Consider the following 26,633-nt stretch of genomic DNA (forward strand, 5'->3'; position numbering starts at 1 on the left):
ACCTAATCGCGAATTATACAACCTTTGATCAAGAAATACCTCTCGTGGATTGTGTCCCGTAAAGCGTGGGAGGATAGGTGCCGCGGCGGGAAACCCGAGGCTGTCGGCGCGTGGCGAGCGGCCCGAGAAAGCAACCCGCCGCCCCTTTCGGAGCGGCGGTGATACGGCAGACCCTTACGGAGCGGTCGGTGTGTCGCAGACAGCCGAACCGAATGTGGTGGATGCCGAGAACGGATTGATGAAGGTGCCCGTCGTCACCGATGTCTGCTGGCTGGACAGGAAGATCTCGACCGTCTGCGTGTCCGGATCGAAGTCGGACGGCTCGTTGAAGGTGCCGCCGAGACCCTGGATCAGGAACGTGCCGGACGTCGAGTTCTCGATGACGATGTCACCATTGCCAAACGGCGCGGTCGAGATCGTGTTGTTCTGAACCTGGAAGCAAACCGTCTGGCCGACCGTACCCTGGTTGCGCAGGTCGATACCGGTGTTGGCGACATCGGTGCCGTTCACGTTGATCGTGTTGTCCAGAATCGAGACATCAAGGCGGCCGGTTCCGCTGTCACGGCCGCTGGCGAAGATGCCGAAACCGTCATTGATAGTGATGTCGTTGTTCTGGATGATAACCGCATTGTTGCCGCTGCCGGAGTTGGTGACGACGATGCCATCGATCGGCGTTCCAACTGCTGTTGTCGTGGTCAGCGTGTTGCCGCTGATCGTGCCCTGCAGGCTGCCGGTGTCGTTGGCGTTGAGCGCGATGATCGCCGGGCCCGTGCCGGCCGTGCCGGCCTGGGTGATAGTATTGCCGGCGATGTTGAAGAACAACTGGCCGCTACCGGTCGCCGTGCCCGCCACACCGACGAACTGCGTGCCGCCTCCGCCCGGGACAAGCTGATTGCCGCCGGTCAGGTTGAGCTGCAGACTGCCGTTGTTGGCGTTTGCAGCGACGCCGCGCGAGGGGTTGTTGGTCAGCGTCGAACCGGACATGTCGATGCGCAGGTTGCTCGCCGCGTCACTCGTTTGGGCGAGCAGGCCGATGACGCCCGAGTTGGAGATCGTCGAATTCACGATGGTCAGAAGGTCCGGGTTGGACGTGTCGCCCGAGGTCGTTGCCGTGCTGTTGACGATCTCGATGCCGACATCCGCCGCGCCGGTGATCGTGACGCTGTCGAAGCGGCTGTCCCGCCCGCTAGCCGAGGTGCCGAACAGGTTCTGGATATTGATACCGTTTTCGTTCACTGCGTTGCCGGCACCGGTGATCCGCACGCGCGTCAGATCGAGATTTCCGATGTTGCTGCCGTCGATGCCATGGATTCCGGTCGTGGTAATATCGAGGTTGGTGAGCGCCACGTTGTAGGTGTCGCTCAGCACAATGCCGCTGCCGGTGGAGTTCTGGATCGTGCCGCCGCTGCCCAGCGTCGAGCCCGACCCGGTGACCGCGAAGCCACCGGTGAGACCCGTGTTGTCCAGCACGATGCCGTTCACGGCGCCGTTCGTATTGATCGACTCGAAGGTCACTCCGGCCGCGCCGAAACTGGTGTCCTCGAACCGGACGGCGGTACCCGTCCCGGTATCCACGGTGTTGCCGGTGCCCGTGACCGTCACGGTGCCGCCGCCGGTGGCCTGGAAGCCGGTTCCCGACGTCGTGTTGATGTCGAGGCCGCCATTGGTGAAGTTGATTGTCGAACCCGCGTTGTTGGCGAGCGACACGGCAGTGTTGACACCGCTGTTGATGGTGGCGCTGCCGCCGAACGTAACGGATGTCCCTGCGGCCAGATCCGAGATGAGGACCGTCGGACCCGTGCCGCCCGTGTTGGACAGGTTGAGGTTGCCGGTCGTCAGCGAACCCGATGCGCCGTCGCTGAGCCTGAACGGCGTGCCCGTGCTGCCGGGGGCGTTGATGGTGCCGAGCGTTATGTCCATCACCGTGTTGCGGATGTCGAGCGCGTTGCCGCCGCCGAAGGACGAGATGCTGATGGCGGAAACGTTGCCGAGCGTCACGGTGCCGGCGTTGTTGGCATAGAGGGCGGTCGAACCGCTCGTCGCGAAAAGGGTTGCGCTCTCGAGCGTGAAGCTGCCGGTGTTGTTTTCGAGATAAATACCGCCGCCGCTCTCGCCCAAATCGTCGTTGTCTACGGACACAGAGTTGAGCGTGACGTTTGTCGTGGTGTTGCGGATGTCGATCGAAGCGACACCGGCGCCGAGCGCGTTGTTGGTGCTTATGCCGCCGCCGAGGATGGTGAGGATGCCGCCGGAGTCGGCATCGATGCCCTGGCCGCTGGCGGTGACGGTGCCCGGTCCGGTGTTCCGCTGGAAGTCGGTATGGACGAAAGACGTGAATGTGGTTTGCGAGGCCGCGTTGTTGTTCTGCAGGAGAAGGCCGTCGCCCCCTGCCGTGTAGGTGGCGTCGTCGCGGTTGGAGACCTCCATCTGCGCCTGGAAATCGGCCACGAATGTCGACTGGGCGTTGGTGATCCGGATACCGGCGTCCTGGGCGTAGTAGATGATGCTTGAGTTTGTCGTGGTGAACGAACCCGAGTTGCCGTCGAGATCGATGCCGTAGGTCATCGAGCCCGGCGTGCTGATGTCACCGAGGGTGAGGCCGTTGAAAATAAAGTCAGCCGAGGAGTTGGCGATTCGGACAGCGGCCCCATTGACGTCGGAAACGCTCGTGTTCGCGACACGGAAGGTGCCGCCGGAGACGTTCTGCAGATCGATGAAGTTGCCGTTGGACAGGCCGGAGGCGGCGACGCCGTCGAAGAAGACGTCGCCCGTGCCGACCTCGACCGTGTTCATGATGATGCCGCGGCCGGTCGCCGTGTCGATCGACTGCGTTCCGGCACTTGCGACATTCACGGTCAGCAGCGTGCCGGCGGATCCATTGGCGTCGAAGCCGGTCGCCGCATTGGTGTCAATGTCGAGGGCGCCGGTGAAGTTGACCGTTGCCGTATTGCCCGCGCCGAGGTCGATGTCGACGCCGCCGCCGGCCGATCCGGCATTGTTGATCGTGGTGGCGCCGATGTTGAACGTGCCGGTCGAATTGGTGATCCTCAGGCCGGAACCGGCCGAGCCGGTGACGTTCAGCGTGCCGATGGTCAGCGCGTTGTTGCCCGCCGCCGTCGCGTTGCCGCCGTCGACGAAGACGCCGGAGCCGCCGGAGCCGGTCGAGCTGACCGTGCCGAAGGTGAGGTTCATCGTCAGCGGATCGAGGAAGAGGGCCGCGCCGCCCGTCGTGTCGACCGTGCCCGAGCCGCCGCCGTTCAGCGTGAAGACGGTGTTGTTGCCATTGGTCTTGGTGTCGACCTCGAGGCCGGTGCCGTTGTTGTTGAAGATGTTCAGCGTGGTGAAGCCGAGTTCGCCGGTCGTGTCGATCAGGGACAGGCCGTCGCCCTGCACACGGTTGCCCGTGCCCTGGCCGACATTGAGCGTGCCGCCCGCGACCGCGGCTCCCGCGCCGTTGCTGTCGAAGTCGACGGCGGAAAACAGGATGCCGCCGCCGGTGCCGTTGCCGATCACCGTGTTGCCCGAGAAGGAGCGGATGCCGATCGAGCTTTCGGTGGTCGAGACGTTCTGGCCGGTGATTTCGACGCTGGGTACGCCGGCGGCCGTGCTCTCGAAGGTCGTGTTGTCGATGGAGAGCAGCAGGTTGTTGGCGGTTCCAGCTCCGAGTTCGTCGACATCGAGCGCCTGGCCGGTCGAGCGGATGACGTTGGTGCCGGTGAGGTTGAGGGTCAGGACGCCGGTGCCGCCCGAGGCAATGCGAATGCCGGCGCCGGCGATATCTCCGGTATCGCCATTGCCACCTGTGCCCATCACGATGTCGGACAGCGTCACGGTGTTCGAGATTGCGCCGGTCTGGTTGATGCGGATGCCGTCGCCGGTGATGTCGTCCCCCGCGCCGGTCGCGGAGGCGCCGAGCGTGAGCCCGGAGATCGAGGCATTGGCGTCCTGGATCAACACGCCGTTGCCGCCGGTCGCATCGATCGTGTTGGTACCGGCCAGCGTGAACGAGCCGAGTGCATCATTGTCGACGAGTTGGATGCCGTTGGAGAGCGTGTTCGTGCCGATGCCGTTGATGTCGATGTTCGTGACCGTGACCGTGGCATCGGAGGTCTGGTATCCGATGCCGTAGGCCTGTGAACTGCCCGCATTGACGGCAATCGTGGATGTCGCTCCCGCATGGCCGACCTGGAACGTGCCGGTGCTGTTGTTGTTGAACGAGATCGCCGCGCCGCGGCTGGAGATCTGCACGCCCGTGCCCGCCGTGCCGACATTCACCGTACCGTGCGATCCGTTGAACAGCAGGCCGAACTGGGTGTCGTCGATGGTCACGCCGTTCGCGCCGGTGCCGATATTGATCGTCGAGGTACTGGTGCCTGTCGTCCGCACGCCGGCGATGCTCTGCGTGTTGGTGGAATCCACATCGAGATTTGCGATCGTCAGCGCGCCGGTCATGGTGAGATCGGTCAGGGCGACGACGTGGGTCGTGGTGGTGCCGGACCGATTGAACGTTGCGTTCTGGATGGTGACGCCGCCGGCGCCCGAGATCGTGTCGAGCGCCATGCCGGCCGTGTCGCCGGTGGAGGTGATCTGGTCGAAGGCGAGGCCGCCGACACCGGCCGCGATGGTGTCGAGGGTCAGTGCCGCTGTCTGGGAACTGGTGATCGTGTTGGTGCCGGTGGCCATCGCCGTCAGCGAGCCGCCGCCCGAGCCATTGAGACGCAGGCCGCTGGTCAGCGTCAGGTCGGAGAAGGCCGCCGTCGAGGCGCCCGACGTGGTGCCGAGGTCGATGCCGTAGGCGCCGGTGCCGCCGCCGATGGTGCTGGAGCGGATGATGGCGTTGGAGGCCGCGCCGAAGCTCGCCGAAACGCCGTTGCCGGTGCCGGTATTGGTGATCGCGACGTTCTGGATCGTGGCCGTGCCGGCGAGCACCACGGTGTCATTGGCGCCCGAGGTGGTCAGGATCGGCACCTCGTCGTCGATCGTGGTGACGCCGCTTGTCGCGGTGATGATGCTGCTCGAGGAGAAGCCGGTGAGCTGCACACTGGCGGGCGCGCCGCCGGCCGAAATGCCGAGTGTCGAAGCGTCGATCGTGTCGCCATCGGCCATGCCGAGCAGCGCCTGGCCCGCCGCCAGGTTGAGAGTGCCGTCGCCCTGCGCGACGAGGTCGATCGTGTCCTGGACGGCGTCGACGGTGCTGTCGATCAGCACGATGACGCTGGCGCCGGAGGCCTCCGCCTGGGCGGCCGTGCCCGGATCGTCGAACGTGCCCGCACCCGATGTTCCGGCCGTGTCGACGACGAAATAGCTGACGCCCTGCAGGTTCGACACGTTGCTGGTGGCAAAGCCCACATCCTCGAAATCGTACTCGCCGGTTCCGGTCGCGCCGGTGGTGACGATGGCGAAATTGCCGGCGATGCCGGACGTGTCGATGGTGCTGGCGACCGGAGCGGACCCGTCGCCATACTGGAAGCGCACGCCATTGGCGATGTCGGCATTGGTGAGGTCGACGCCGATCTGGACACCCTGGATCGTGCCGGAGCCGGTCGTCACCACGTTCTGCGTGTTGTCGTAGCCGGTCAGGTCGATGCCGGTCGAGCCGGTCTGGCTGGTGCCGGCGATGTCGAGCGTGGCGAAGGTGATCGCGCCGTCGAACGTGCCGCCCGACAGGTTGACGCCGGTGCCCGCGCCAAGGCCGGTGATGTCGACATTGCCGAACGTCATCGCGCCGTTGGCGTTGGTGGCGCGGATGCCGTTGCCGGTGCCCCCGCCCATGGCGATGGTCATGTCGCCGGTGGTCAGCGTGCCGGAATTGCCGTTGAGCAGCAGCCCGTCGCCGCTGGTGACGGAGATGTTGACCGTGCCGAAACTGACATTCGCCGCGACATTGGCGAGCGACACGGCCGAACCGGTGGTGCCGGAGACCGTGGTCGTGCCGGAGACGGTGAAGGCGCCGCCGGTGAGGTTGTTCAATCCGATGCCGGCCGCGCCCGCGACATTGGTGTTGGACAGCGAGGTCAGGTTGAGGCCGCCGGCGGCGATCGCCGTGTTGGAAAGGTTGATGCCCTGGGCGGCGTTGGCGGCGATCGTGCCGGCGGTGATGCCGAGCGTTCCGCCGCTCTGGAAGACCACGCCGAAGCCGCCGTCGGTGACGATGTCGAGGTCGGCGAAGCTGAAGGTGCCCGCCTGGCCGCTGTTGTCGACGAAAAGGCCGGAGCCGCCCATCGCCGTGGTCGTGCCGAGATCGACCGCGCCGGTGAAGGAGACCGAATGCGCGCCCGTTGCGTTGGAGGACGCGATGCCGCTGGCGCCGGCGCCGTTCGAGGCGACGCTGCCGGCATGGGTGAGGCTGCCGCCGGCGAGGCTCTGCAGGCTGACTGCCGTACCGCTCGTGTTGTTGATCGAGCTGGTCGCGTCGAAATTGTAGACCGCGTTGCCGCCGTCGATCGCCAGCGTGTTGCCACCCGCGATGTCGACATTCGTTGCCGTGACGGTGCCGGCGGCATTGTTGAAGCTGATGCCGCGCGCGGCGCTGCTGATCGAGATGTTTTCCAGCGTCGTCGTGCCGGTCACGTTGGTGAGCGTGATCGAGCCGTTTGCGCCCGAACCCGTCGAGGTGATGTTGCGCAGGGTGGAGTTGGAGGCGTTCAGCAGGACGTCGCCGGCATTGCCGGAGAAGGTGACGCCATTGATCGTCGTGTTGGTCGACGGCGTGATCTCGATGCCGCGCGTGGCGAAGTTGCGGATCGTGGATGTCTCGATTACGGTTCCGGTGGCGCCGGCACCGTTGTCGTTGATGCCGCGTCCGGCGGTGCCGTTGCCTTCCAGCGTCAGGCCGGAGATGCGGTTGCCGCTGGCGCCCAGCGTGATCACGTCGTTGCCGGCGGAGGTGGTCAGCGTCGCCGCTCCGTTCCCCGTCGGATCGTTGATGACGATGCCGGCCGCAGACAGCAGGAAGGTCGGAGGCGCGGTGATGTTGACCGCGACGGTCTGGCTGCCGCCGGCGCCGTCGCCGAAGCTGAGCAACTGCACGTCGTCGAGCAGGTTCAGCGTGTCGTTGGCATTGGTGGCGGCCGTGGTGATCACGTCCCCGTTATTGATCAGGACGATGATGTCGCCCGCGGCGATGGCCGCTTCGGCCGCTGCCAGGGTCATCGGGTTGGAGGCGTCTGAACCGGAGCCGTCGCCGCCGCCGACCGCACCGTCGGCATCCACGAAGTAGATCCGGCCGACGCTGAATCCGTTGCCCGGGCTGGTCGCGAACGCAACGTCCCGGAAATTGTAGGTGCCGGCGACCGGCGCGCTGGTCGCGTCGATGGCGACGGTGGCCGAAATCGTCGAGCCGGTGTCGGACGCATCCTCGCCGTCGCCATAGGTGAAATCGAGATCGGTGCTGCTATTGACGAAAATGCCGGTCTCGACGCCGGCGATGCTGGCATCGGCACCTCCAGCCACCGCATCGCCGAGTTGCACCGTGCCGCCACCGAGCGCTCCGCGCAGATCGACCGCAATCGTGCCCGCGGAGGAATTGCCGGTGACGTCGAAATCACCGGCTGTCACGGACGCGTTCAACGTGGCGCCGGTCATCTCGATGCCGGTGGAATCGGCAGAATTCAGCGCGATCTCGAGTTCGGAAAACGAGATATCGCCGGTGATCGTGCCGGAAATGTCGATGGCGGCGCTGCGTGCCTCGATCGACGGGACGGGCGTACCCGCCACGATCGGCGTGGCGTGGGGGTTGTTGATCACCGTCCGGCCGAAAGAGATCGCTCCGCTCGTGTCGGTGATGCGGATCGCATCCTCTACCGTGTCGGAGATAGTCGTCGTGCCCGTGACGGTGAACGCGCCGCTATTGTCGGCAAGGTTGATGCCGACCGTGGAGCCGCCGGTGGTGGTAGTTGCTCCCGGTGCCGATGCCACGGTCAGGGTGTTGAAGTTGAAGGCGCCTGAGGAGGCCATCACCGAGATGCCGGTGGTTGAGGTACGGGAATAGGTTCCGCCGAAGTCGATGAAGGCTTCCGGAGCGTTGATCGTGGTGGTGCCGGTGACCGTGAACGAGCCGGCGAACTGGTTTGCGGACAACTGGCTGGACAGCGTCAGGCTCGACAAGGTGATGTCGCCGTTTGCGACGCCGAAGCCTGTGCCGAGGCGGATCAGGCCGGCCGTGACCTCGCCATCGGCGATTCCGACGGTCAGGCCGGGATTGCCCGACCCCAGCGACAGCGCCTGGTTCACCGCGTTGATGTTGTAGTTGGTGAAGTCGATCCGACCGACATTCGCGCTGGCCGTGCTGTCGAAGAAAAGACCGTGATTGACGGCAAGGCCCGGCGCGCCGGCGGTAAAGGTCCCGCCGTTGACGGCCTGCAGGCCTGCGGTGGACAGGTCGGCATCGAACGTGACGCCCTGGAACATCATGCCGTTGGCGAACAGGTTCGGGTCGAAGGCCGTCGCGGAGCCCAGAAGCGTGTTGTCGGCGAAGTCGGTGACGGTGATCAGGCCGTTGTTGCCGATCAGGCGGACGCCGCTGTCTTCTGTCTGGAACGTCGAGTTGGAAATCGAGACGACGGCGCTGTCGTCGCCGCTGGTGGTGACGACAAGACCGTGCTCGCTGGGGGTTACTGTCGCGCCGGACGCTTCGTGGATGATGGTCAGATTGTCGATAGCAAGCGACAGCGAGCGGGTTGCGGTGCCATCGTTCTGGATGACGTCGAAGCTGTTGAAGCTCGATCCGCTGGCGACGGTGGAGAGCGTGCCGCCGTTGACGGCAAACGATCCGTCGAGATTCTGCAGAACCACCGAGGACATGTTGGAGTTGGTGGCATTCACCTCGTCCAGCGTGATGTCGACGGCCATGTTCGCGATATCGATCGCCGCCGCGTCGGTGATCGATATCGACCCGCCGTCAATTCGCAGAGTGCCGCCGTTCTGCGCTCGAATGCCGGTGAAAAGAGAGGACACGATATCAAGCCCGCCTGTGAAGGCGATGGTCGAGTTTGTCCCATTGTTGTTGATGTTGAGGTCGGAGCCGACGGTCAACATCGCACTGGTGCCGAGGGTTACTTGGCCACCAAAGGTCACGTCATTGGCGGCTGTCGCGCCCGTGATCGAGATACCGTAAGCGGAAGGGCCAATTGAAGTGATGTCACCCGAATAGCTGAAGTTGCCGCCCGCGCGATTCTGGAGCTGAACCGCGACGCCGGCAGTATTGTTGATCGAACTGTCGGCGTCGAAGCTGATCGCGGCGTTTCCGCCGAAGATATACAGGGAACTTAGTCCGTCGATGTCGACATCGGTTCCGGTAACGGTGCCGGACGTGTTCTCCAGATACAGGGCCGCGCCGTTCGTGTTGGAAATCGCCAGGTTCGTGAGCGTGATCGCGCCGGAGGCGCTGGTCAGGTCGATGCCGGCGGTCGAGGTGACGCCGCTGATGGTAACGCCGGCAATGCCGGAACCGGACACGGCATTGCCGGCCGAGCTGCCGACGATGATGTTGCGGATGGCATTGCCGTTGGCGAGCGCAAGCGTTGCGCCGCCGCCGCCGGAATTGGTCAGCGTTGCCGCGCCCAGTCCCGTCGGGTCGGTGACGGTGATGCCGCCGGCCGGCAGGTTGGTGCCGGTGATGTTCAGCGGGATGATGAAGCCGGATTCGGCAAAAGTCCGGCCGCCGCCGAACGTGTCGATGGTCTGGCCGTCGTCCAGCGTGAAGGTCAGGCCCGATGTATCGATGGCCGAACCGTCGTTGATCAGCACGAAATTGACCGTGCCGAGCGTCGAGGCCATCGCGATGGCGGTGGCGATCGAGGCGCGGTTGTCGGTCGAAGAGCCGTCGCCGGTGCCGGTTGCCGTCGCCGCGACATAGTAGTTGTTCGAGAGGCTGACGGCGAAGTTGAAGCCGCCGGTGAAGGCGGTCGACCCGAAGGCGTAGGTGCCGTCGCCCGCATTCACGCCGATGCCATCGAGGGCATAGTTGCTGCCCGAGATGCTGCCGCCGCCGAAGGTGAAGTTGGCGCTGGGAGCCGCACCTGCCGCGCCATTGGTGCCGAGCACGATACCGGTAGCGACATCGGAGATGGTGCCGCCATTGGTGATGGTGACCGTCCTGCCGTTCTGCGTGCCGGAAATGTCGATGCCGCGCGAACCGGCGGTACCGGTGCCGGTGACGTCGAGGCTCGACATGGTGAGCGTCGCATCGCCGCCGGCAAGGTTGAGGCCGGTACCTGCGTCGAGACCGGTGATGTCGACGTCGCCGAAACTGAAGCTGCCGCCGGTCGATCCGGACAGGTCGATGCCGTCGCCGCCCATTCCGGACAGTGTGGTGGTGCCGGTGACGGTGAAGCTGCTGCCCGCACCGAGCGCCAGTGCCAGCGCATCGCCGGTCGCCCCGCTGCTGGCGACGCTGGAGAATGTCGCGTCGGTGGCGATGCCGCCGATCGCGGCCGCGCTTCCGCCGGTTGCCGAGAGCGATCCGCCGGTGACCTGCAAGGAGCCGCCGCCGGTTGCCGACAGCGCATCGAAGCCGGCTGTGATGATGTCGAGCCCGCCGGTGAAGGCGATGGCCGAGGACTGGCCGTTGTTGTCGAGGCTCAGGCCGCTGCCGCCGCCGAGTGCGGTGGTGGCGCCGAGTGAGACCAGGCCGCCGAAGGTGACGTTGCTCGCCGCCGTGGCGCCGGCAATGGTGATGCCGGACGCGGTGCCGCCGTTCGAGGAGATCGAGCCGAAATGGCTGAAGCTGCCGCCGATACGACCGGTGATCTCCACCGCTGTCCCGCCGGTATTGGCGACCGAGCTGTCGGCGTCGAAGGTAATGGCGGCATTGCCGCCGGACACCGCGAGCGAGTTCACGCCGGCAATGTCGACATTGGTGCCCGTGACCGTGCCGGTGTTGCCCGCCAGGGAGAGGCCGGTGCCGCTGCCGTTGTTCACCGAGACATCGGTCAGGATGACGGAGCCGGACGTGTTTGCGAGCGAAATGCCGGCGGTCGAGTTGACGCCGCTGATGGTGACGCCGGCGATGCCGGAGCCGGAAATGGCGTTGCCGGCGGAGTTGCCGACCGTGATGTTGCGCACCGCGTTGCCGTTGGCGAGCGACAGGGTCGCGACACCGCCGGACGAGTTGGTCAGCGTCGCCGCGCCCAGGCCCGTCGGATCGGTGATGGTGACGCCGCCGGTCGGCAAGTTGTCGCCGGTGATGTTCAGCGGAATGAGGTAGCCGGCCTCGGTGAAGGTGCGCCCATTGCCGAACGTGTCGATGCTCTGGCCGTTGGCGAGCGTGAAGGTGAGGCCCGATGTGTCGATGGCCGAGCCGTCGTTGATCAGGATGAAGTTGACGGCGCCGAGGCTGCCCGCCTGCGCGATCGCGGTCGCGATCGAGGCGGCATTGCCGGTCGAGGAGCCGTCGCCCGTGCCGCTCGCGGACACGTAGAAGTTCTGCGTGCTGCTGATGTCAAAGTTGAAGGCTCCGGTGAAGGCCGTGGTGCCGAAACCGTAGCTGCCGGTGCCCGACAGGACGCCGATACCGTCCAGCGCGAACACGTTGCCGGCGATCGTGCCGCCGCCGAACGTGAAGATCGCGTCCGCCGCTGCACCTGCCGCACCGTTGGTGCCGAGCACGATGCCGGTATCGACGCCGGAAATGTTGCCGCCATTGGTGATGGTGACCGTCCGGCCGTTCTGGGTGCCGGAAATGTCGATGCCGCGCGAACCGGCGACATCGGTGCCGGTGACGTCCAGGCTCGCCATGGTGAGCGTGGCATCGCCGCCGGCAAGGTTGAGGCCGGTGCCGCCGCCAAGGCCGGTAACGTCGACATTGCCCGTAGTAATGGTGGCGCCGGTCGTGNGCCGCCGCCAAGGCCGGTAACGTCGACATTGCCCGTAGTAATGGTGGCGCCGGTCGTGCCGGAAAGATCGAAGCCGTCGCTGGATGCGCCCGCGCCGAGACCGTCGATCGTGGTTGTGCCGGTGAAGTTGAACGTGCCGCCGCCGGCGATGACGACGCCGTCGTCGCCGGTGTTGGCGGCCGTCAGGTTCGCGACATTGATGATCCCGCCATTATTGGCAAAGGACAGGGCATCCCCGGTTACGTTGGAGATGTTGATCGTCGAGAGATTCGTGGTGCCGGTGTTGTTGGCGATCGAGATGCCGTTGGTGCCGCCGTCGATGGTGATGCCCGACAGCGTTGCGGCTTCGTTGTTCAGGAAGATCGACGTGCCGGTGATGCCGCTGAAGGTGAGATTGCTCAGCGAGGCGTTGGTCGCACCGGTGATGCTGACGCCGTCTGTGGCGTTCTGGATCGACAGGTTCGACAGCGTCACGTTCGAGACGTTGTTGCCGCCGATCACTGTGGCGCCGCCCTGCAGGGTGAGCCCGCGGATGAGGACGTCGTCGGCCAGGGTCACGGTGGTGACGCCCGGGTCGCCATCGATGGTGCCGGCGGTGCCCGATGTCAGGAAGTTGGTGGTCAGCCCACTGGACAGGCGCACGGCGATGTTCTCGCCGCCGCCGACCAGGACCTGGCCGGACTGCATGGTGACGCCGGTCGTGGTGACCGTGCCGTCGTCGCCCAGCACGACGACGATGCCGTCGGTGCCGGCGCTGGTGATGGCTGCTGAAAGGCTCGTCGGATCGATGAAGCTGCCGCCGCCGCCGCCGGTCCGGTTGGCGTAGTAGATGCCGCCATAGACCCGGCCGGTGGTCGGGTTGACGACCGGAATGTTGGCCAGCGCAGACGAGCGGGCCCGCGTGGCGGAGCGGATGCCCTTGTCGCGGCGAATGCCTTCTGCCATGCGCTCGCGGATCGGCGACAGACGCGAGCGGGTCTCGTCGCCGTCCGCGGTCTGGCCGGCATAGAGCGGCATGCGGAAGCGCGCGGACGCGATCGCGTCGAGCTCGTCGTCCTTGTCGTAGACGAGTTCGGCTCCCAGCGTCAGGCGCGAGCCGGACAGGCCGAGAGCGTCGTTGATCTGGTATTCCAGGCCGAGACGGGCGCCGGTCTCCATCTTGTAGCCGCCGCGGTCGTAGACATAGCCGCCGACATAGGTGCGCAGTTTCTGGTTGTCGGAGAAGGGGGAATCGAAGAGGGCGCCGAGCTCGCCGGTCAAGCCGTAGAGGAGGCCTTCGGTCCGCTCGATCTGGGCACGCTGCTCCACCAGCTGGTTGTTGACGACGTTGACGCCGGTGGTCACGGTCCGGCTGTCGAGCACCTTTTTGCCGCCCAGCGGGATATGGGCGTTCAGGCGCAGATCGAAGATGGAGGTGAAGGCCTCGAGACCGACGGTGGCGCCGAGATGGTATTCATTGTTTTCGGTGCGAACGACATCGACGAAGGCGTTGGCGCCGATCACCAGGTTGTCGGACACCAGCTCGCGCGCGCCGAAACCGACCGACATGGAGCCGCGCGCGTTCTCGCCGTAGTCGAGGCGCAGGTCGAGGAAGACCAAGCTGTCGCCGTCCTGTCCGACGGGCATGAACCCTTCGAGGAAGGCAGCGGCTTCCGTTCCCGCCTGGGCGCCAAGTTCACCCCATGCTCCCCAGTAGCGCTCGACCTGTGAGGTTGCATCCTGGGCAGCGGCGGAGCCGGTACCTGCGATGAGAGCCGCCACGCAGGACGTGGACAGCAACTCGCGACCGGAAACCGCGCGGAAGCGGCCATGGGGGAAACGGTATGAAATGACACCCTCCCAAGGTGTGCATGAAGATATGCAAACAAATTCGGCACGCGCAAAAGTGGTAGCGTGCTGACACGTACTTTCACCAAGCTGCTGCCGCTTGCAATCGCCACGTGCATGAAAGAGGCGGTCTTGTAAGGAATCGTTAAGGCCTGTTGCCCCGATGTGACACTTGCAGTCATCGCCGTTACGGCTGCGTTATCGCCTGGACTTTGCTACCAAGGGTGCGCAGAGCCCAAATCGTCGCGTCTCGCCGAATTTGCCAGGAGAAGAGCTTGAGCCACGTGCTGATGCCTGAACCGCTGACCCGGGAGGCCTTTGCTCCCTTCGGCGATGTGGTCGAAGCCCGCCATGAGGCGAGCCACCTCATCAACGAGGGGCGCACCCGCAGGTTCCATGCACTCGCCGAGGCCGACCCCGGCCCCGAGGGCAAGCCGATCCTCTCGATCTTTCGGGGCACGCCGTGGCCCAGCCCCATCGCGATACGGATGCTGGAGCGCCATCCGCTCGGCAGCCAGGCTTTCGTTCCGATGCAGCAGCATGCGTGGCTGGTGGTTGTCGCAAGCCAGGCGCGCCCCGGCGATTGCCGCTGCTTTCTCGCGCGCGGCGACCAGGGTGTCCAGATCGCCCGCGGCGTCTGGCATCACCCGCTGCTGGTGCTTCAGCCCATGCAGGACTTTCTGGTCGTCGACCGCAGCGGGCCGGGCGTCAACCTCGAGGAAGTGTTCTTCCCCGAGGGTGAGAGCGTGGTGATCGCGCCGGTCTGAACCTGCAAGGGTCTCGCGATCAGAAGATCAGGCCGGGGAGGGTGGTCGCGATCTGCGGCAACAGCCAGACCAGGCCGATGCCGGCGATCTGCAACGCGATGAAGGGAATGACGCCCTGGTAGATCTGCCCGGTCGTCACTTCCGGAGGAGCCGCACCGCGCAGGTAGAAGAGCGAGAATCCGAAGGGCGGGGTCAGGAACGAGGTCTGCAGGTTGATCGCGATCAGGATCGACAGCCAGACCGGGTCGTGGCCCATCAGGATCAGCACCGGCGCCACCAGCGGCAGCAGGATCACCGAGATCTCGACGAAATCGAGGAAGAAGCCGAGCAGGAAGACCAGCGCCATGACGAAGAGCAGGGCAGCGTCCGGGCCGCCGGGCATGTTGGTCAGGAATTCCTCGATCCGGTGATCGCCGCCGAGCCCGCGGAAGACGAGAGAGAAGATGCTGGCGGTGATGATGGTGGCGAAGATCATCGTCGTCACGGACAGGGTCGAATTCATCACCGGCTTCAGCACGTCGGCGCGGAAGGTGCGAGCAAGCGCCTGCAGGATCGCGGCGGCCGAGACGATGACAAGCAGCGTTGCGAGAGCGCCGGCCGCCCAGTCGAGCGGGCCGACGTCGCTGCGTTGCAGGCGAACGGGATGGACCGAGATCAGCACTGCGAGCAGGGCGAGGCTCGCCGCGCCGGCGACCACCAGCTTGCGGTTGCCGTTGCCGAAGCGGGCGGAGGCCATCAGCAGCGCACCGATGGCGCCGACGGCCGCGGCCTCGCCCGGCGTCGCGATGCCGCCGAGGATCGAGCCGAGCACGGCGATGATGAGCAGCACCGGCGGCAGGATGGCCCCGGAAATCTCCCGCGCCGAGGGGCGCTCGCCCTCATGCTGCATGGCCGGGGCGGAGGCCGGCGACAACCAGGCCTTGACGAGCAGGTAGACGATGTAGATCGCGACCAGCATCAGGCCCGGCAGCAGGGCTGCTGCGAACACCTGGCCGACCGAGATGGTCTCGATGGTGAACTTGCCCTGCCGGAACTGCGCCTGCTGATAGGCGTTCGACATAACGTCGGAGAGAATGATCAGCAGGGTGGAGGGCGGAATGATCTGGCCGAGCGTGCCGGAGGTGCAGACGATGCCGGATGCCAGCCGCGCGTCGTAGCCGTTGCGCAGCATGGTCGGCAGCGCAATGAGGCCCATCGCCACGACGGTGGCGCCGACAATGCCGGTGGAGGCGGCAAGCAAGGCGCCGACCAGCACGACGGAGATGCCGAGGCCGCCGCGCAAAGTGCCGAACAGCCGGCCGGCGGTCTCCAGCAGGTCCTCGGCGATGCGGCTTTTTTCCAGCACCACGCCCATGAAGACGAAGAGTGGGATGGCGATCAGCACGTCGTTGGTCATCACGCCGAAGACGCGTTGGCCGAGCGCGCCGAGCAGGCTCATGTCGAACTGGCCGGTGAAATGGCCGAGAATGGCAAAGAGCGTTGCGATGCCCGCGAGGATGAAGGACACCGGATAGCCGATGAGGATCGCAATGATCAGCGCGGCGAACATCAGGAGGTCGAGCGGCAGCATCAGGCGCGGGTCCCATTGTCGGAAGCGGCGGTGGCATCCTGCGGCGCCAGAAGGCGCGAGATGTCACGCAGCAGGCAGGCGATACCTTGAACGGCCAGCAGCACGCAGAAGGCGGGCACCAGCGACTTGAGCAGGAAGGAGGCCGGAATGCCGCCGACCGAGATGGCGCCTTCCATGACGGACCAGGAATTGCGGACCGACGGCCAGGACCACCACAGGAGGATCGCCAGCGAGGGCAGCAGGAAGATCACGGCGCCCAGGGCGTCGATGGCTGCGCGGCCGCGCGTCCCGAGTTTCGCGTAGAAGATGTCGACGCGCACGTGGCCGTCGACGAGCAGCGTGTAGCCCGCGCCGAGCATGAACAGGGCGGCATGCATGTAGAGCACGCCCTCGTTCAGGAAAATGAAGCTGATGCCGTAGACGTAGCGCAGCACCACCACGCCGAACTGCAGCAACACCATGAAGAGCGCGAGCCAGCGCACCAGGGCGCCGACGGAGCGGTTGATCAGGTCGAGCCTGTCTGCAAGGCGGGCAAGCACGGGCCTTGTCCTCTCGTGCGGGCGATCAGGGAGGGGATCGCGAGCCGATGACCGGCCCGCGACCTTTGGGACAGCGGGTGCCGGGGTCCGGAACCGCTGCCCGGACCCTAGCAGGTTTTACCGAGGCCCGCTCAGTACTTGTAGTCCATCGCGCGGGCGTTCATCTGCCCGTTGTCGGCGTAGACCATGTAGTCGGCGACCGAGGCGCGATAGGCGAGGAAGCTCTCGACGATCCGGCGCACCAGCTCGTCGTCGTTCTCGCGCAGCTCGCCGATCACCTCGCCAGCAGCATTGCCCATGGCGACGATGACGTCGTCGGGCAGCTTCTTCACCTGCACGCCCTGTTCGGCGACGAGCTGCTGAAGGGCCATCGCATGCTTGGTCGTGTACTCGGTCCAGACCGGGTTGTAGAGCGACTCGCAAGCCAGCGCGACGGCCTGCTGCAGGTCTTCCGGCAGCGCGTCATAGGCGGCCTTGTTGACCGCGCATTCCTCGGCCGAGGACGGCTCGCCGACGCCCGGCCAGTAGTAGTTCTTGGCGACCTGCTGGAAGCCGAGGGCGGAATCGGACCAGGGACCGATGAACTCGCCCGCATCGAGCGCGCCCGACTGCAGCGCCTGGAACATGTCGCGCCCGCCCATCGCCTGCACGGCCATGCCGAGCTTGGCGCACATTTCCGAGGCGAGGCCGGTGGTGCGGAAGCGCAGGCCCTTGAGGTCGTCAACGGAGTTGATCTCGTTGCGGAACCAGCCGGCCCACTGTGGACCGGAGTTGCCGCACAGGAACGGCTTCAGACCGAAGCGGCCGTAGATCTCGTCGTAGAGCGCCTGGCCGCCGCCATGGGCGAGCCAGCCGAACTGCTCGTCCGCTCGCAGGCCGAACGGCTGCGAGCCGAACAGCAGGATGCCCTTGGACTTGGAACCCCAGTAGGCCGGAACCGCGTGATAAAGCTCGGCGGTGCCTTCCGCTACGGCGTCGAATACGCCATTGCCCGGCACCAACTCGCCGGCGGCATAGAGCTGCACCTCGATGCGGCCGCCCGACAGGGCGGTGATGCGGTCGGCGAGCATCTGCGCGGCAACGCCCGGTCCCGGCAGGTTCTTCGGCCAGGCGGTGACCATCTTCCAGCGCTTCACGTCCTGGGCGATGGCCGGGGCCGCGAGGGCTCCGGTGGCGGCGGTGGCGACGGCGCCGACACCGGCGGTCTTGAGGAAATCACGTCTCTTCATGGCAGCACAGTCCTCTGGTTGGTTTTCCTTCACAGCATCATGAGGCCTTTCCGGCCCTTTGAACGTCCCGCGGACCCGTTCCTCAGTTCCCGAGGATGGCGGGCAGGCGCAGGCCGTGTTCCCTGGCGCAGTCGAGCGCGATGTCGTAGCCGGCATCCGCGTGGCGCATCACGCCGGTCGCCGGATCGTTCCACAGCACCCGTTCGATGCGGCGGTCGGCATCTTCGCTGCCGTCGCAGCAGATCACCATGCCCGAATGCTGCGAGAAGCCCATGCCGACGCCGCCGCCATGGTGCAGGCTGACCCAGGTCGCCCCGCTTGCGCAATTCAGCAGCGCGTTGAGCAGCGGCCAGTCCGACACGGCGTCCGAGCCGTCCTGCATGGCCTCCGTCTCGCGGTTGGGCGAGGCGACGGAGCCGGAATCGAGATGGTCGCGGCCGATGACGATCGGCGCCTTGAGCTCGCCGTTGCGCACCATCTCGTTGAAGGCCAGGCCCAGCCGGTGGCGGTCGCCCAGGCCCACCCAGCAGATGCGCGCCGGCAGTCCCTGGAACGAGATGCGCTCGCGCGCCATGTCGAGCCAGCGGTGCAGATGCGTGTTGTCGGGCAGCAGTTCGCGCACCTTGGCGTCGGTCTTGTAGATGTCTTCCGGATCGCCCGACAGGGCGGCCCAGCGGAACGGGCCGACGCCGCGGCAGAACAGCGGGCGGATATAGGCGGGCACGAAACCGGGGAAGGCGAAGGCGTTTTCCAGCCCTTCCTCCAGCGCGACCTGGCGGATGTTGTTGCCGTAGTCGAGCGTCGGAACGCCCATGTTCCAGAAGTCGACCATGGCAGCGACATGCTCGCGCATGGAGGCGCGCGCGGCCTTCTCCACCGCCTTCGGATCGCTCTCGCGCTTGGCCGCCCATTCGGCCATGGTCCAGCCCTTCGGCAGGTAGCCGTTGATCGGATCGTGGGCCGAGGTCTGGTCGGTGACGATGTCCGGCTTCACCCCGCGCCGCACCAGTTCGGGGAAGATCTCCGCCGCATTGCCGAGCAGGCCGACGGACTTGGCTTCGCCCGCCTTCGTCCAGCGCTCGATCATCTCCAGCGCCTCGTCCAGCGTTTCCGCCTTCTCGTCGACATAGCGGGTGCGCAGGCGGAAATCGATGGATTCCGGATTGCACTCCACCGCAAGGCAGCAGGCGCCGGCCATCACCGCGGCGAGCGGCTGGGCGCCGCCCATGCCGCCGAGGCCGCCGGTGAGGATCCACTTGCCCTTGAGCGACCCGCCATAGTGCTGGCGGCCGGCCTCGACGAAGGTCTCGTAGGTGCCCTGCACGATGCCCTGGCTGCCGATATAGATCCACGAGCCGGCGGTCATCTGGCCGTACATCATCAGCCCGGCCTTATCGAGCTTGTTGAAGTGGTCCCAGTTGGCCCAGTGCGGGACGAGGTTTGAATTGGCGATCAGCACCCGCGGCGCGTCCTTGTGGGTGCGGAAGACGCCGACCGGCTTGCCCGACTGGACGACCAGCGTCTCGTTTTCCTCGAGGTCGCGGAGGGTGGCGACGATACGGTCGAAATCGTCCCAGGTGCGCGCCGCCCGGCCGATGCCGCCATAGACGACGAGCTCGTTCGGCTTTTCCGCGACGTCGGGATCGAGATTGTTCATGAGCATCCGCAAGGGAGCTTCGGTCAGCCAGGACTTCGCGGTGATCTCGGTGCCGGTGGCCGCCCGCACGGTGCGGGTGTTGTGGCGCGGGTTGGTCATGTGTTTCCTCCAGAGACAAGCGACCCGTCGAGCGCGAGGCGTTCCAGACGGGTGAGAAGGGTCTTGAGATGGATGCGAAGGGCGCTCGCCTTCGCCTCGTCATAGGCGAAGGGTGCGCTTTCGCTTGCCAGATGGGTCGACTGGGCGAGCTCCATCTGGATGGCGTGGACATTGTCCGCAGGCCGGCCGTAGTGGCGGGTGGTCCAGCCGCCCTTGAAACGGCCGTTGAGGACGCTGGAATAGCCCTGCGCCCCGCCACAGACCTCGACGGCGGCCTGCTCGATCAGGGGGTGGCAGGTTGCACCGCCATTCGTGCCGATGTTGAAGTCCGGCAGCGTGCCCTCGAACAGGAAGGGGATGTGCGAGCGGATCGAGTGGCAGTCGTAAAGGATGGCGACGCCGTGGATCGCCTTCACCCGCTGGATCTCGGCCGCAAGCGCTGCGTGATAGGGCGCGTGGAAGGCCTCGCGCCGGGCAGCCAAGTCGGCTTCGGTCGGGGCCTCGCCGTCCTTCCAGATCGGAACGCCGTCGAAATCCGTCTCCGGCACGAGGCCGGTGGTGTTCTGGCCCGGATAAAGGCTCGCGCCGGCAGGGTCCCGGTTGGCGTCGACCACGTATCGATGGAAGGTCGCGCGGACCGTGGTGGCATCGTCCAGCAGGCCGTCATAGAGCAGGTGGATGTGCCAGTCCGTGTCGGCGAGCTCCAGCCCGCGTGCATTGAGCCTTGCTGAGATCTCCTCCGGCACATGAGTGCCCGTGTGGGGCAGGCCGAGGACGATCGGGCTCGTACCTTTGCGGATCTCGACGGGCGTCATGCGGCCTCTCCCAGCGACAGCAGGGCCGTTTCGCTCGCCGCCGCGACGACCTCGCGGCTGGCGACGAGGTGGGCTGCGACCTGAAGGTCGGGCGCCATGTAGCGGTCGGCCTCCAGCGGGGGCACATACTGGCGCAGCCGGGCGACGGCGGCGGCCAGCGGCGCGCTGGTGGCGAGCGGGGCACGGTGCTCGATGCCTTCGGCCGCGCATAGCATCTCGACGCCGAGGATGACGGCGAGATTGGCGTTCATCCGCTCCAGCCGCCGTGCGCCATGGGCGGCCATCGAGACATGGTCTTCCTGGTTGGCGCTGGTCGGGGTGGAATCGATGGAGCAGGGATGTGCGAGGTGCTTGTTCTCGCTCATCAAGGCTGCCGTCGTTACCTCGGCGATCATCATGCCGGAGTTGAGGCCGGGATCGCGGGCAAGGAAGGGCGGCAGGTCGAAGGACAGCGTCGGATCGACCATCAGCGCCACCCGGCGCTGGGCGATGGCGCCGAGTTCGGCAATCGCCAGCGCGATCTGGTCGGCGGCGAAGGCGACCGGCTCGGCGTGGAAGTTGCCGCCGGAGACGATGCGCCCCTCGTCGATCAGCACCAGCGGGTTGTCGGTCGCCGCATTCGCCTCGATCTCCAGCGTGCGGCCGGCCATGCGCAGAAGGTCGACGCAAGCGCCGGCGACCTGCGGCTGGCAGCGGATGCAATAGGGGTCCTGCACGCGGCTGTCGCCGGTGCGGTGGCTCTCGCGGATCTGCGAGCCTTCCATCAGGGCGCGCATGGCGCTCGCGACCTCGATCTGGCCGCGATGGCCGCGAAGCGCGTGGATTTCCGGCAGCAGCGGGGCGGTCGAGCCCATGATCGCGTCGGTGGACAGGCTCGCGGTGAGCAGCGTCGCTTCCGCCAGCCGCCAGGCTGCGAACAGGCCCGTGAGCGCGCAGGCGGTGGAGAACTGGGTGCCGTTGATGAGGCCGAGACCTTCCTTCGGGCCGAGCACGACCGGCGTGAGCCCCGCCTTGTCCAGCGCGGCGCGGCCGGGCATGCGCGTGCCCTGATACTCCGCCTCGCCTTCGCCGATCAGCACGGCGGTCATGTGAGCGAGCGGGGCAAGGTCGCCGGAGGCGCCGACCGACCCTTGCGAGGGAACGCAAGGGGTGATGCCGCCGGCGAGGCAGTCCTCGATGAGCTTCAGCACCTGGAAGCGCACACCCGAGGCGCCGCGTCCGAGCGACAGCAGCTTCAGCACCATCATCAGCCGTGTGGTCGCGCCGTCCAGCAACTCGCCGACGCCGCAGCAGTGGGAGAGGATCAGGTTGCGCTGGAGCGTCGCCGTATCGCTGCTCGCGATCTTGACGCTGGCGAGCTTGCCGAAGCCGGTGTTGACGCCGTAGACGGCTTCCTCGCCCATGGCGGCCGCAGCGACCCGCTCGGCCGCGCGCTCGATGGCAGGCTGCGCGGCACGGTCGATGCGGGCGGCGAGGTCTTCGCGATAGATGCGTTCGAGCTGGGCGAGCGTGACGCTGCCCGGCGTGAGGGTCATGACGCTCATTGTGCGCCTCCGAAAATGCGTTCGTGCAGCGGGTTGAAGCCGATGCGGTAGGTCAGCTCGGCCGGCTCCGCGACATCCCAAACGGCAAGGTCGGCACGCTTGCCGGCCTCGACGGTGCCGATCTCGCCAGCAAGGCCGAGCGCCCGTGCCGCCTCGCGGGTCGTACCGGCAAGGCACTCTTCCGGCGTGAGGCGGAATAGGGTCGCGCCCATGTTCATGGCAAGCAGCAGCGAGGTCAGCGGCGAGGACCCGGGATTGCAGTCGGTGGCAAGGGCGATCGGCACGCCGGCTGCGCGCAAGGCGGCGACGGGAGGCGCCTGCGTCTCCCGCAGCGTGAAGAAGGCGCCGGGCAGCAGCACGGCGACGGTGCCGGAGGTCGCCATCGCATCGACGCCGTCCTGCCCGAGATATTCGAGGTGATCAGCCGACAGGGCGCCGTATTGTGCGGCGAGCTTGGCTCCGCCCAGATCGGACAGCTGTTCGGCATGCAGTTTGATCGGGAGGCCGAGCGCTTTTGCGCGGTCGAAGACCTGCGCCATCTCTGCCGGGGAAAAGGCGATGCCTTCGCAGAAGCCGTCGACGGCGTCGACAAGACCCGCCGCATGCGCCGCCTTGAGGCCCGGCAGCGCAACCTCGTCGAGATAGGCCTGCGAGCGGCCCTTGTATTCGGCCGGCACCGCATGGGCGGCGAGCCAGGACGTGACGACGCGCACGCCGCGTTCCCGCCCCAGGCGCCGGGCGGCTGCGAGCATGCGCATCTCGTCGGCAATCGTCAGGCCGTAGCCCGACTTGATCTCGATGGTGGTGACGCCTTCGCCGATCAGCGTGTCGAGCCGGGGCAGGGCGGAAGCGACGAGATCGTTCTCGCTCGCTGCACGCGTCGCCGCGACGGTGGAGACGATGCCGCCGCCGGCGCGGGCGATCTCCTCGTAGCTTGCGCCCTCGAGGCGAAGCTCGAACTCGCGGGCCCGGTTGCCGCCATGGACGATATGGGTGTGACAGTCGACGAGGCCGGGAGTGACGAGGCGCCCGTCCAAGGACCGGGACGACCAGGACGCAAATTTTGCGGGCAGATCGGCGGCGCTGCCGCACCAGGCGATGCGGCCGTCGGAACCGATTGCGACAGCGCCGTTCTCGACGAGGCCATAGGGGACGGTGCCCGCGACCATGGTCGCAAGACGCAGGGCGGTCAGGACCTCGCCGGCGGCGGATCCGGGCGCAGTTTCTGGCATGACCCCTCCCAGGGATGCCGGTCGAAAGCTCTTCCGGCGGGCCGCAATATGTGTTTGTTTAATTACGATATGTATGTACATAATTGTCAATCGCAAAAATGAGGCGGACGGAATGCGGATCTTTGCGGAGACGGCCTTGCTGGCCACGGGGTGGACGCGCGACGTGGTGGTGGACATCGCTGCGGACGGGCGGATCGGCGAGGTATTGCAAGGCGTTGGACGATCTGAGGCTGCAGCGGAACGCGCGGTCGGAATCCTGCTGCCGGCACCGGCCAACCTGCACAGCCACGCTTTCCAGCGGGCGATGGCGGGCCTGAGCGAATTCCGCGGCACCGCCGAGCACGACACGTTCTGGACCTGGCGCGAGATCATGTACCGCTTCCTCGGCGCCTTCACGCCGGAGACGGTGGAGGCCGTGGCCGCCTTCGTACAGATGGAAATGCTGGAGGCCGGCTATGCCGCCTCCGCCGAGTTCCACTACGTGCACAACCAGGCGGACGGCACGCCCTATGATGACCGGGCGGAGCTGTCCCGCCGCATCGCGGCCGCCTCGCAGACCTCCGGCATCGGCTTGACGCTGCTGCCGGTCTATTACACGACCGGCGGGCTCGACCGCCGTCCGCTGGCCGGCGGCCAGCGACGCTTCGGCTCCGATCTCGACGGCTTTGCGCGGATCGTCGAGGGGGTGGAGGATGCGGTGAAGGCGCTTTCCGCCGACGCGCGGCTCGGCATCGCGCCGCATTCGCTGCGCGCGGTGCCGGCGGAGGACCTTGCGAAGGTCGCAGGTTTGCGCCCCGCCGATCCCCTGCACATGCACATTGCCGAGCAGACCGGCGAGGTGGAGGAGGTGCTGGCCGCCCTTGGCCGTCGCCCGGTCGAATGGTTGTTCGACACGCACGCGGTCGACGAGCGCTGGTGCCTGATCCATTGCACCCATCTGACCGATGGCGAGCGCAAGGCGATTGCGACGAGCGGCGCGGTCGCGGGTCTGTGCCCGATCACCGAATCGAGCCTCGGCGACGGCATCTTCGACGGCGCGCGCTATCTGGCCGAAGGCGGGACGCTGGGCATCGGCTCGGATTCCAACATCCGCATCGCGCTGTCGGAAGAGTTGCGCACGCTGGAATATTCCCAGCGCCTGCGCGACCGGCACCGCGCGGTGTTGGCGACGAGCGAGCGCTCTTGCGGTCGCCGGCTCTACGACGAGGCGCTGAAAGGCGGAGCGCGGGCGCTCGGTCGCGACAGCGGTGCGATCCGCACGGGGGCATGGGCCGATCTTGTCGCCCTCGACGCAGCCTCGCTGCATCTTGAAGGGCTCGCCGGCGACACGCTGCTCGATGCATGGATTTTCGCCGGCGACGATAGGTTGGTGCGTGACGTGTGGGCAGCCGGGCGCCATATGGTGCGTGACGGCAGCCATGTCGACCGCGCGCGGATCGAGGCCGGCTACCGCAACGCGATGCAGACCCTGAAGCGGAGCATGTGATGTCACCACCCGTCGTGCCTGCTAAGGACGGCGATCCGGTGCCGGCCGGCATCCGGGTGCCGAATTCCTTTCGGGCGATCAAGGCGGAAATCCTCAAGCGCATCAGCGAGCGGGTCTGGCTGCCCGGCGAGCTGATCCCGGGCGAGGAGGATCTGGCGCGCGAATTCGGCTGCGCCCGCGTCACCGTCAACCGGGCGCTTAGGGAGCTTGCCGAGATAGGCTTGGTGGAGCGCAAGCGCCGCGCCGGCACCCGCATCGCCGAACATCCCTTGCGCGAGGCGCGGCTGGAGATCCCGGTGGTGCGCAGCGAGGTCGAGGCGCGCGGCGCCCAATATCGCTTCTCGATCCTCAGCCGCGAGCGGCTGGAGGCGCCGGAGGGAATACGGGCCCGGCTCGACCTGGCCGCCGGCACGCCGATGCTGCATGTGCGCTGCCTGCATTTCGCCGACAACCGGCCGTGGCAATACGAGGACCGCTGGATCCACATCGCCGCCGTTCCGGAGATCGCCGACGAGCCGTTCGAACGCATGAGCCCGAACGAGTGGCTGGTGAAGTTCGCTCCTTTTTCGGAAATGGAGATCGGCCTCAGCGCCGCCGCAGCCAGCCGCGAGGAAGCGACGTTACTGGCCATCGAACCCGGCGCGCCGGTCTTCTTGTTCGAGCGCACCACCTGGCTGATCGACCAGCCGATCACCCATGTGCGCATGCTGCATCCCCAGTCCTACCGGATGGTCTCGCGCTTCTGAGAGGCGTATCGGCGATTGATCGGCGGCCCGTTGACGGGCATAATCGTTTACATAATAAACGATCTGGATGCGGTCCGCCGGGAGGAGCCGGGGTGGTCGCGTCCGCATGGGCTTGGCCCGGACCGGCGGCAGCCGGCAGGGCAGACGACGGTCGGCGCGATGCGCCGGGGCCGTGCGAGGTAAACTGGGAGGATACCGAATGCTTCGACTGAAAACGCTCGCCGTTGCCGCGACGGCGCTGGCCTGTGCCGGCATTTCTCCGGCGCTGGCGCAGGACGTGACCCTGCGCGTGCACCATTTCCTGCCGGCTCCGGCGCCGGTTCCGAAGAATTTCATCACGCCCTGGGCCGAGAAGGTGATGGCCGAGTCCAACGGCCGTATCAAGGTCGAGGTCTTCCCGGCGATGCAACTCGGTGGCACGCCGCCTTCGCTCTACGATCAGGCGCGCGACGGCGTCGTCGACATCGTCTGGACCCTGCCGGGCTACACGCCGGGCCGCTTCCCGGGCACCGAGGCTTTCGAGCTGCCCTTCATGGCCGGCAAGGCCGAGCCGACCAGTCAGGCGTTCTGGGACTTCTACGAGAAGTATCTGAAGGACGAATTCAAGGACGTTCATCCGATCGCGGTGCATGTGCACGGCCCCGGCCTGCTGCATGTCAAGGGCGAGGGCGTGACCAAGCTGGAGGACATGAACGGTCTCAAGCTGCGCGGTCCGACCCGCCAGACCAACGCGCTGCTCGGCGCGCTCGGCGCGACCCCGGTCGGCATGCCGGTTCCGGCCATGCCCGAAGCGCTGTCCAAGGGCGTGATCGACGGCACCGTCGTGCCGTGGGAAGTCACCACGCCGCTGAAGGTCGCCGAACTCGTCAACAGCCATACCGATTTCGAGGGCTCGCGCGGGCTCTACACCGCGACCTTCGTCTTCGCCATGAACAAGGCGAAGTATGACAGCCTGCCGGCGGACCTGAAGGCGATCATCGACGCCAACAGCGGCCGCGAAGTGTCCAAGTGGGTCGGCCGTGTCATGGACGAGGGCGACCTGCCGGGCATTGCCGCTGCCGAGAAGGCCGGCAACACGATGCGCAAGCTGCCGCCGGAAGAGGTCGATCGCTGGAAGGCTGCGGCCGAGCCGGTCGTCGCTGCCTGGGTCGAGGAAGTCTCGGGCAAGGGCTATGACGGCGCTGCAATGGTCGAGGACGCCCGTGCGCTGATCACCCAATACGCTGGCGAGTAACCGGCTGTCCCCGCCGGCCGTTCGCGGCCGGCGGGGCTTTTTTTCGGCGCAAGG

The 26,633-nt window shown here is 66.5% G+C and carries 12 protein-coding genes and 1 pseudogene; 4 read left to right on the forward strand and 9 right to left on the reverse strand.

Going from position 1 to position 26,633, the window contains the following annotated elements:
• Window positions 1–174: 174 nt before the first annotated feature.
• Together MNI96_RS10570 and MNI96_RS22080 are read right to left on the reverse strand one after the other, a co-directional pair.
• Complete coding sequence (locus MNI96_RS10570; protein ID WP_249692849.1) at window positions 175–11,736, reverse strand: hypothetical protein; 11,562 nt, start codon at window positions 11,734–11,736, stop codon at window positions 175–177.
• Between the two features lie 1,466 nt (window positions 11,737–13,202).
• Window positions 13,203–13,595: pseudogene (locus MNI96_RS22080) on the reverse strand (inverse autotransporter beta domain-containing protein); the annotation flags it as partial.
• Window positions 13,596–13,936: 341 nt separating this feature from the next.
• Here MNI96_RS22080 and MNI96_RS10575 point away from each other — a divergent pair.
• Complete coding sequence (locus tag MNI96_RS10575) at window positions 13,937–14,428, forward strand: ureidoglycolate lyase (protein ID WP_249692851.1); 492 nt, start codon at window positions 13,937–13,939, stop codon at window positions 14,426–14,428.
• Window positions 14,429–14,447: 19 nt separating this feature from the next.
• On the opposite strand, the gene MNI96_RS10580 is transcribed toward MNI96_RS10575, so the two are convergent.
• The 7 genes from MNI96_RS10580 to hutI form a co-directional block, all read right to left on the reverse strand.
• Window positions 14,448–15,998 carry a TRAP transporter large permease gene (locus MNI96_RS10580; RefSeq protein WP_502960323.1) on the reverse strand — a complete coding sequence of 517 codons (1,551 nt, stop codon included), beginning with the start codon at window positions 15,996–15,998 and terminating at the stop codon, window positions 14,448–14,450.
• Window positions 15,998–16,537, reverse strand: a complete 540-nt coding sequence (locus tag MNI96_RS10585; protein WP_249692853.1) for a TRAP transporter small permease subunit — start codon at window positions 16,535–16,537, stop codon at window positions 15,998–16,000. Before MNI96_RS10585 ends, MNI96_RS10580 begins: the two co-directional genes overlap by 1 nt.
• Before the next feature lie 131 nt (window positions 16,538–16,668).
• Window positions 16,669–17,766 carry a TRAP transporter substrate-binding protein gene (locus MNI96_RS10590; protein ID WP_249692855.1) on the reverse strand — a complete coding sequence of 366 codons (1,098 nt, stop codon included), beginning with the start codon at window positions 17,764–17,766 and terminating at the stop codon, window positions 16,669–16,671.
• Between the two features lie 82 nt (window positions 17,767–17,848).
• On the reverse strand, window positions 17,849–19,522 hold the full coding sequence (gene hutU / locus MNI96_RS10595; RefSeq protein ID WP_097175863.1) for a urocanate hydratase: 1,674 nt from the start codon (window positions 19,520–19,522) through the stop codon (window positions 17,849–17,851).
• Entirely contained in the window at window positions 19,519–20,337 is an 819-nt protein-coding gene (gene hutG / locus MNI96_RS10600) for an N-formylglutamate deformylase (protein WP_249692857.1), read from the reverse strand. Before hutG ends, hutU begins: the two co-directional genes overlap by 4 nt.
• The gene (gene hutH / locus MNI96_RS10605; protein WP_249692859.1) at window positions 20,334–21,881 is read right to left on the reverse strand and encodes a histidine ammonia-lyase; all 1,548 of its coding nucleotides are present in this window, start codon (window positions 21,879–21,881) and stop codon (window positions 20,334–20,336) included. Before hutH ends, hutG begins: the two co-directional genes overlap by 4 nt.
• Entirely contained in the window at window positions 21,878–23,113 is a 1,236-nt protein-coding gene (hutI, locus tag MNI96_RS10610) for an imidazolonepropionase (protein ID WP_249692861.1), read from the reverse strand. The genes hutH and hutI overlap by 4 nt, the downstream gene beginning before the upstream one ends.
• A gap of 112 nt (window positions 23,114–23,225) precedes the next feature.
• Here hutI and MNI96_RS10615 point away from each other — a divergent pair, with 112 nt between their 5' ends.
• The 3 genes from MNI96_RS10615 to MNI96_RS10625 all read left to right on the forward strand — a co-directional run bounded on the left by MNI96_RS10615 (window position 23,226) and on the right by MNI96_RS10625 (window position 26,579).
• Window positions 23,226–24,599 carry a formimidoylglutamate deiminase gene (locus MNI96_RS10615; RefSeq protein ID WP_249692863.1) on the forward strand — a complete coding sequence of 458 codons (1,374 nt, stop codon included), beginning with the start codon at window positions 23,226–23,228 and terminating at the stop codon, window positions 24,597–24,599.
• Entirely contained in the window at window positions 24,599–25,345 is a 747-nt protein-coding gene (hutC, locus tag MNI96_RS10620) for a histidine utilization transcriptional repressor HutC (RefSeq protein ID WP_249692865.1), read from the forward strand. The genes MNI96_RS10615 and hutC overlap by 1 nt, the downstream gene beginning before the upstream one ends.
• 199 nt (window positions 25,346–25,544) lie before the next feature.
• Window positions 25,545–26,579: a TRAP transporter substrate-binding protein gene (locus MNI96_RS10625; RefSeq protein WP_249692867.1), complete on the forward strand. Its 1,035-nt coding sequence runs from the start codon at window positions 25,545–25,547 to the stop codon at window positions 26,577–26,579.
• The last annotated feature ends 54 nt before the right edge of the window (window positions 26,580–26,633 follow it).

It is taken from the genome of Stappia sp. WLB 29 (genome assembly GCF_023507705.1).
GTDB lineage: Bacteria > Pseudomonadota > Alphaproteobacteria > Rhizobiales > Stappiaceae > Stappia.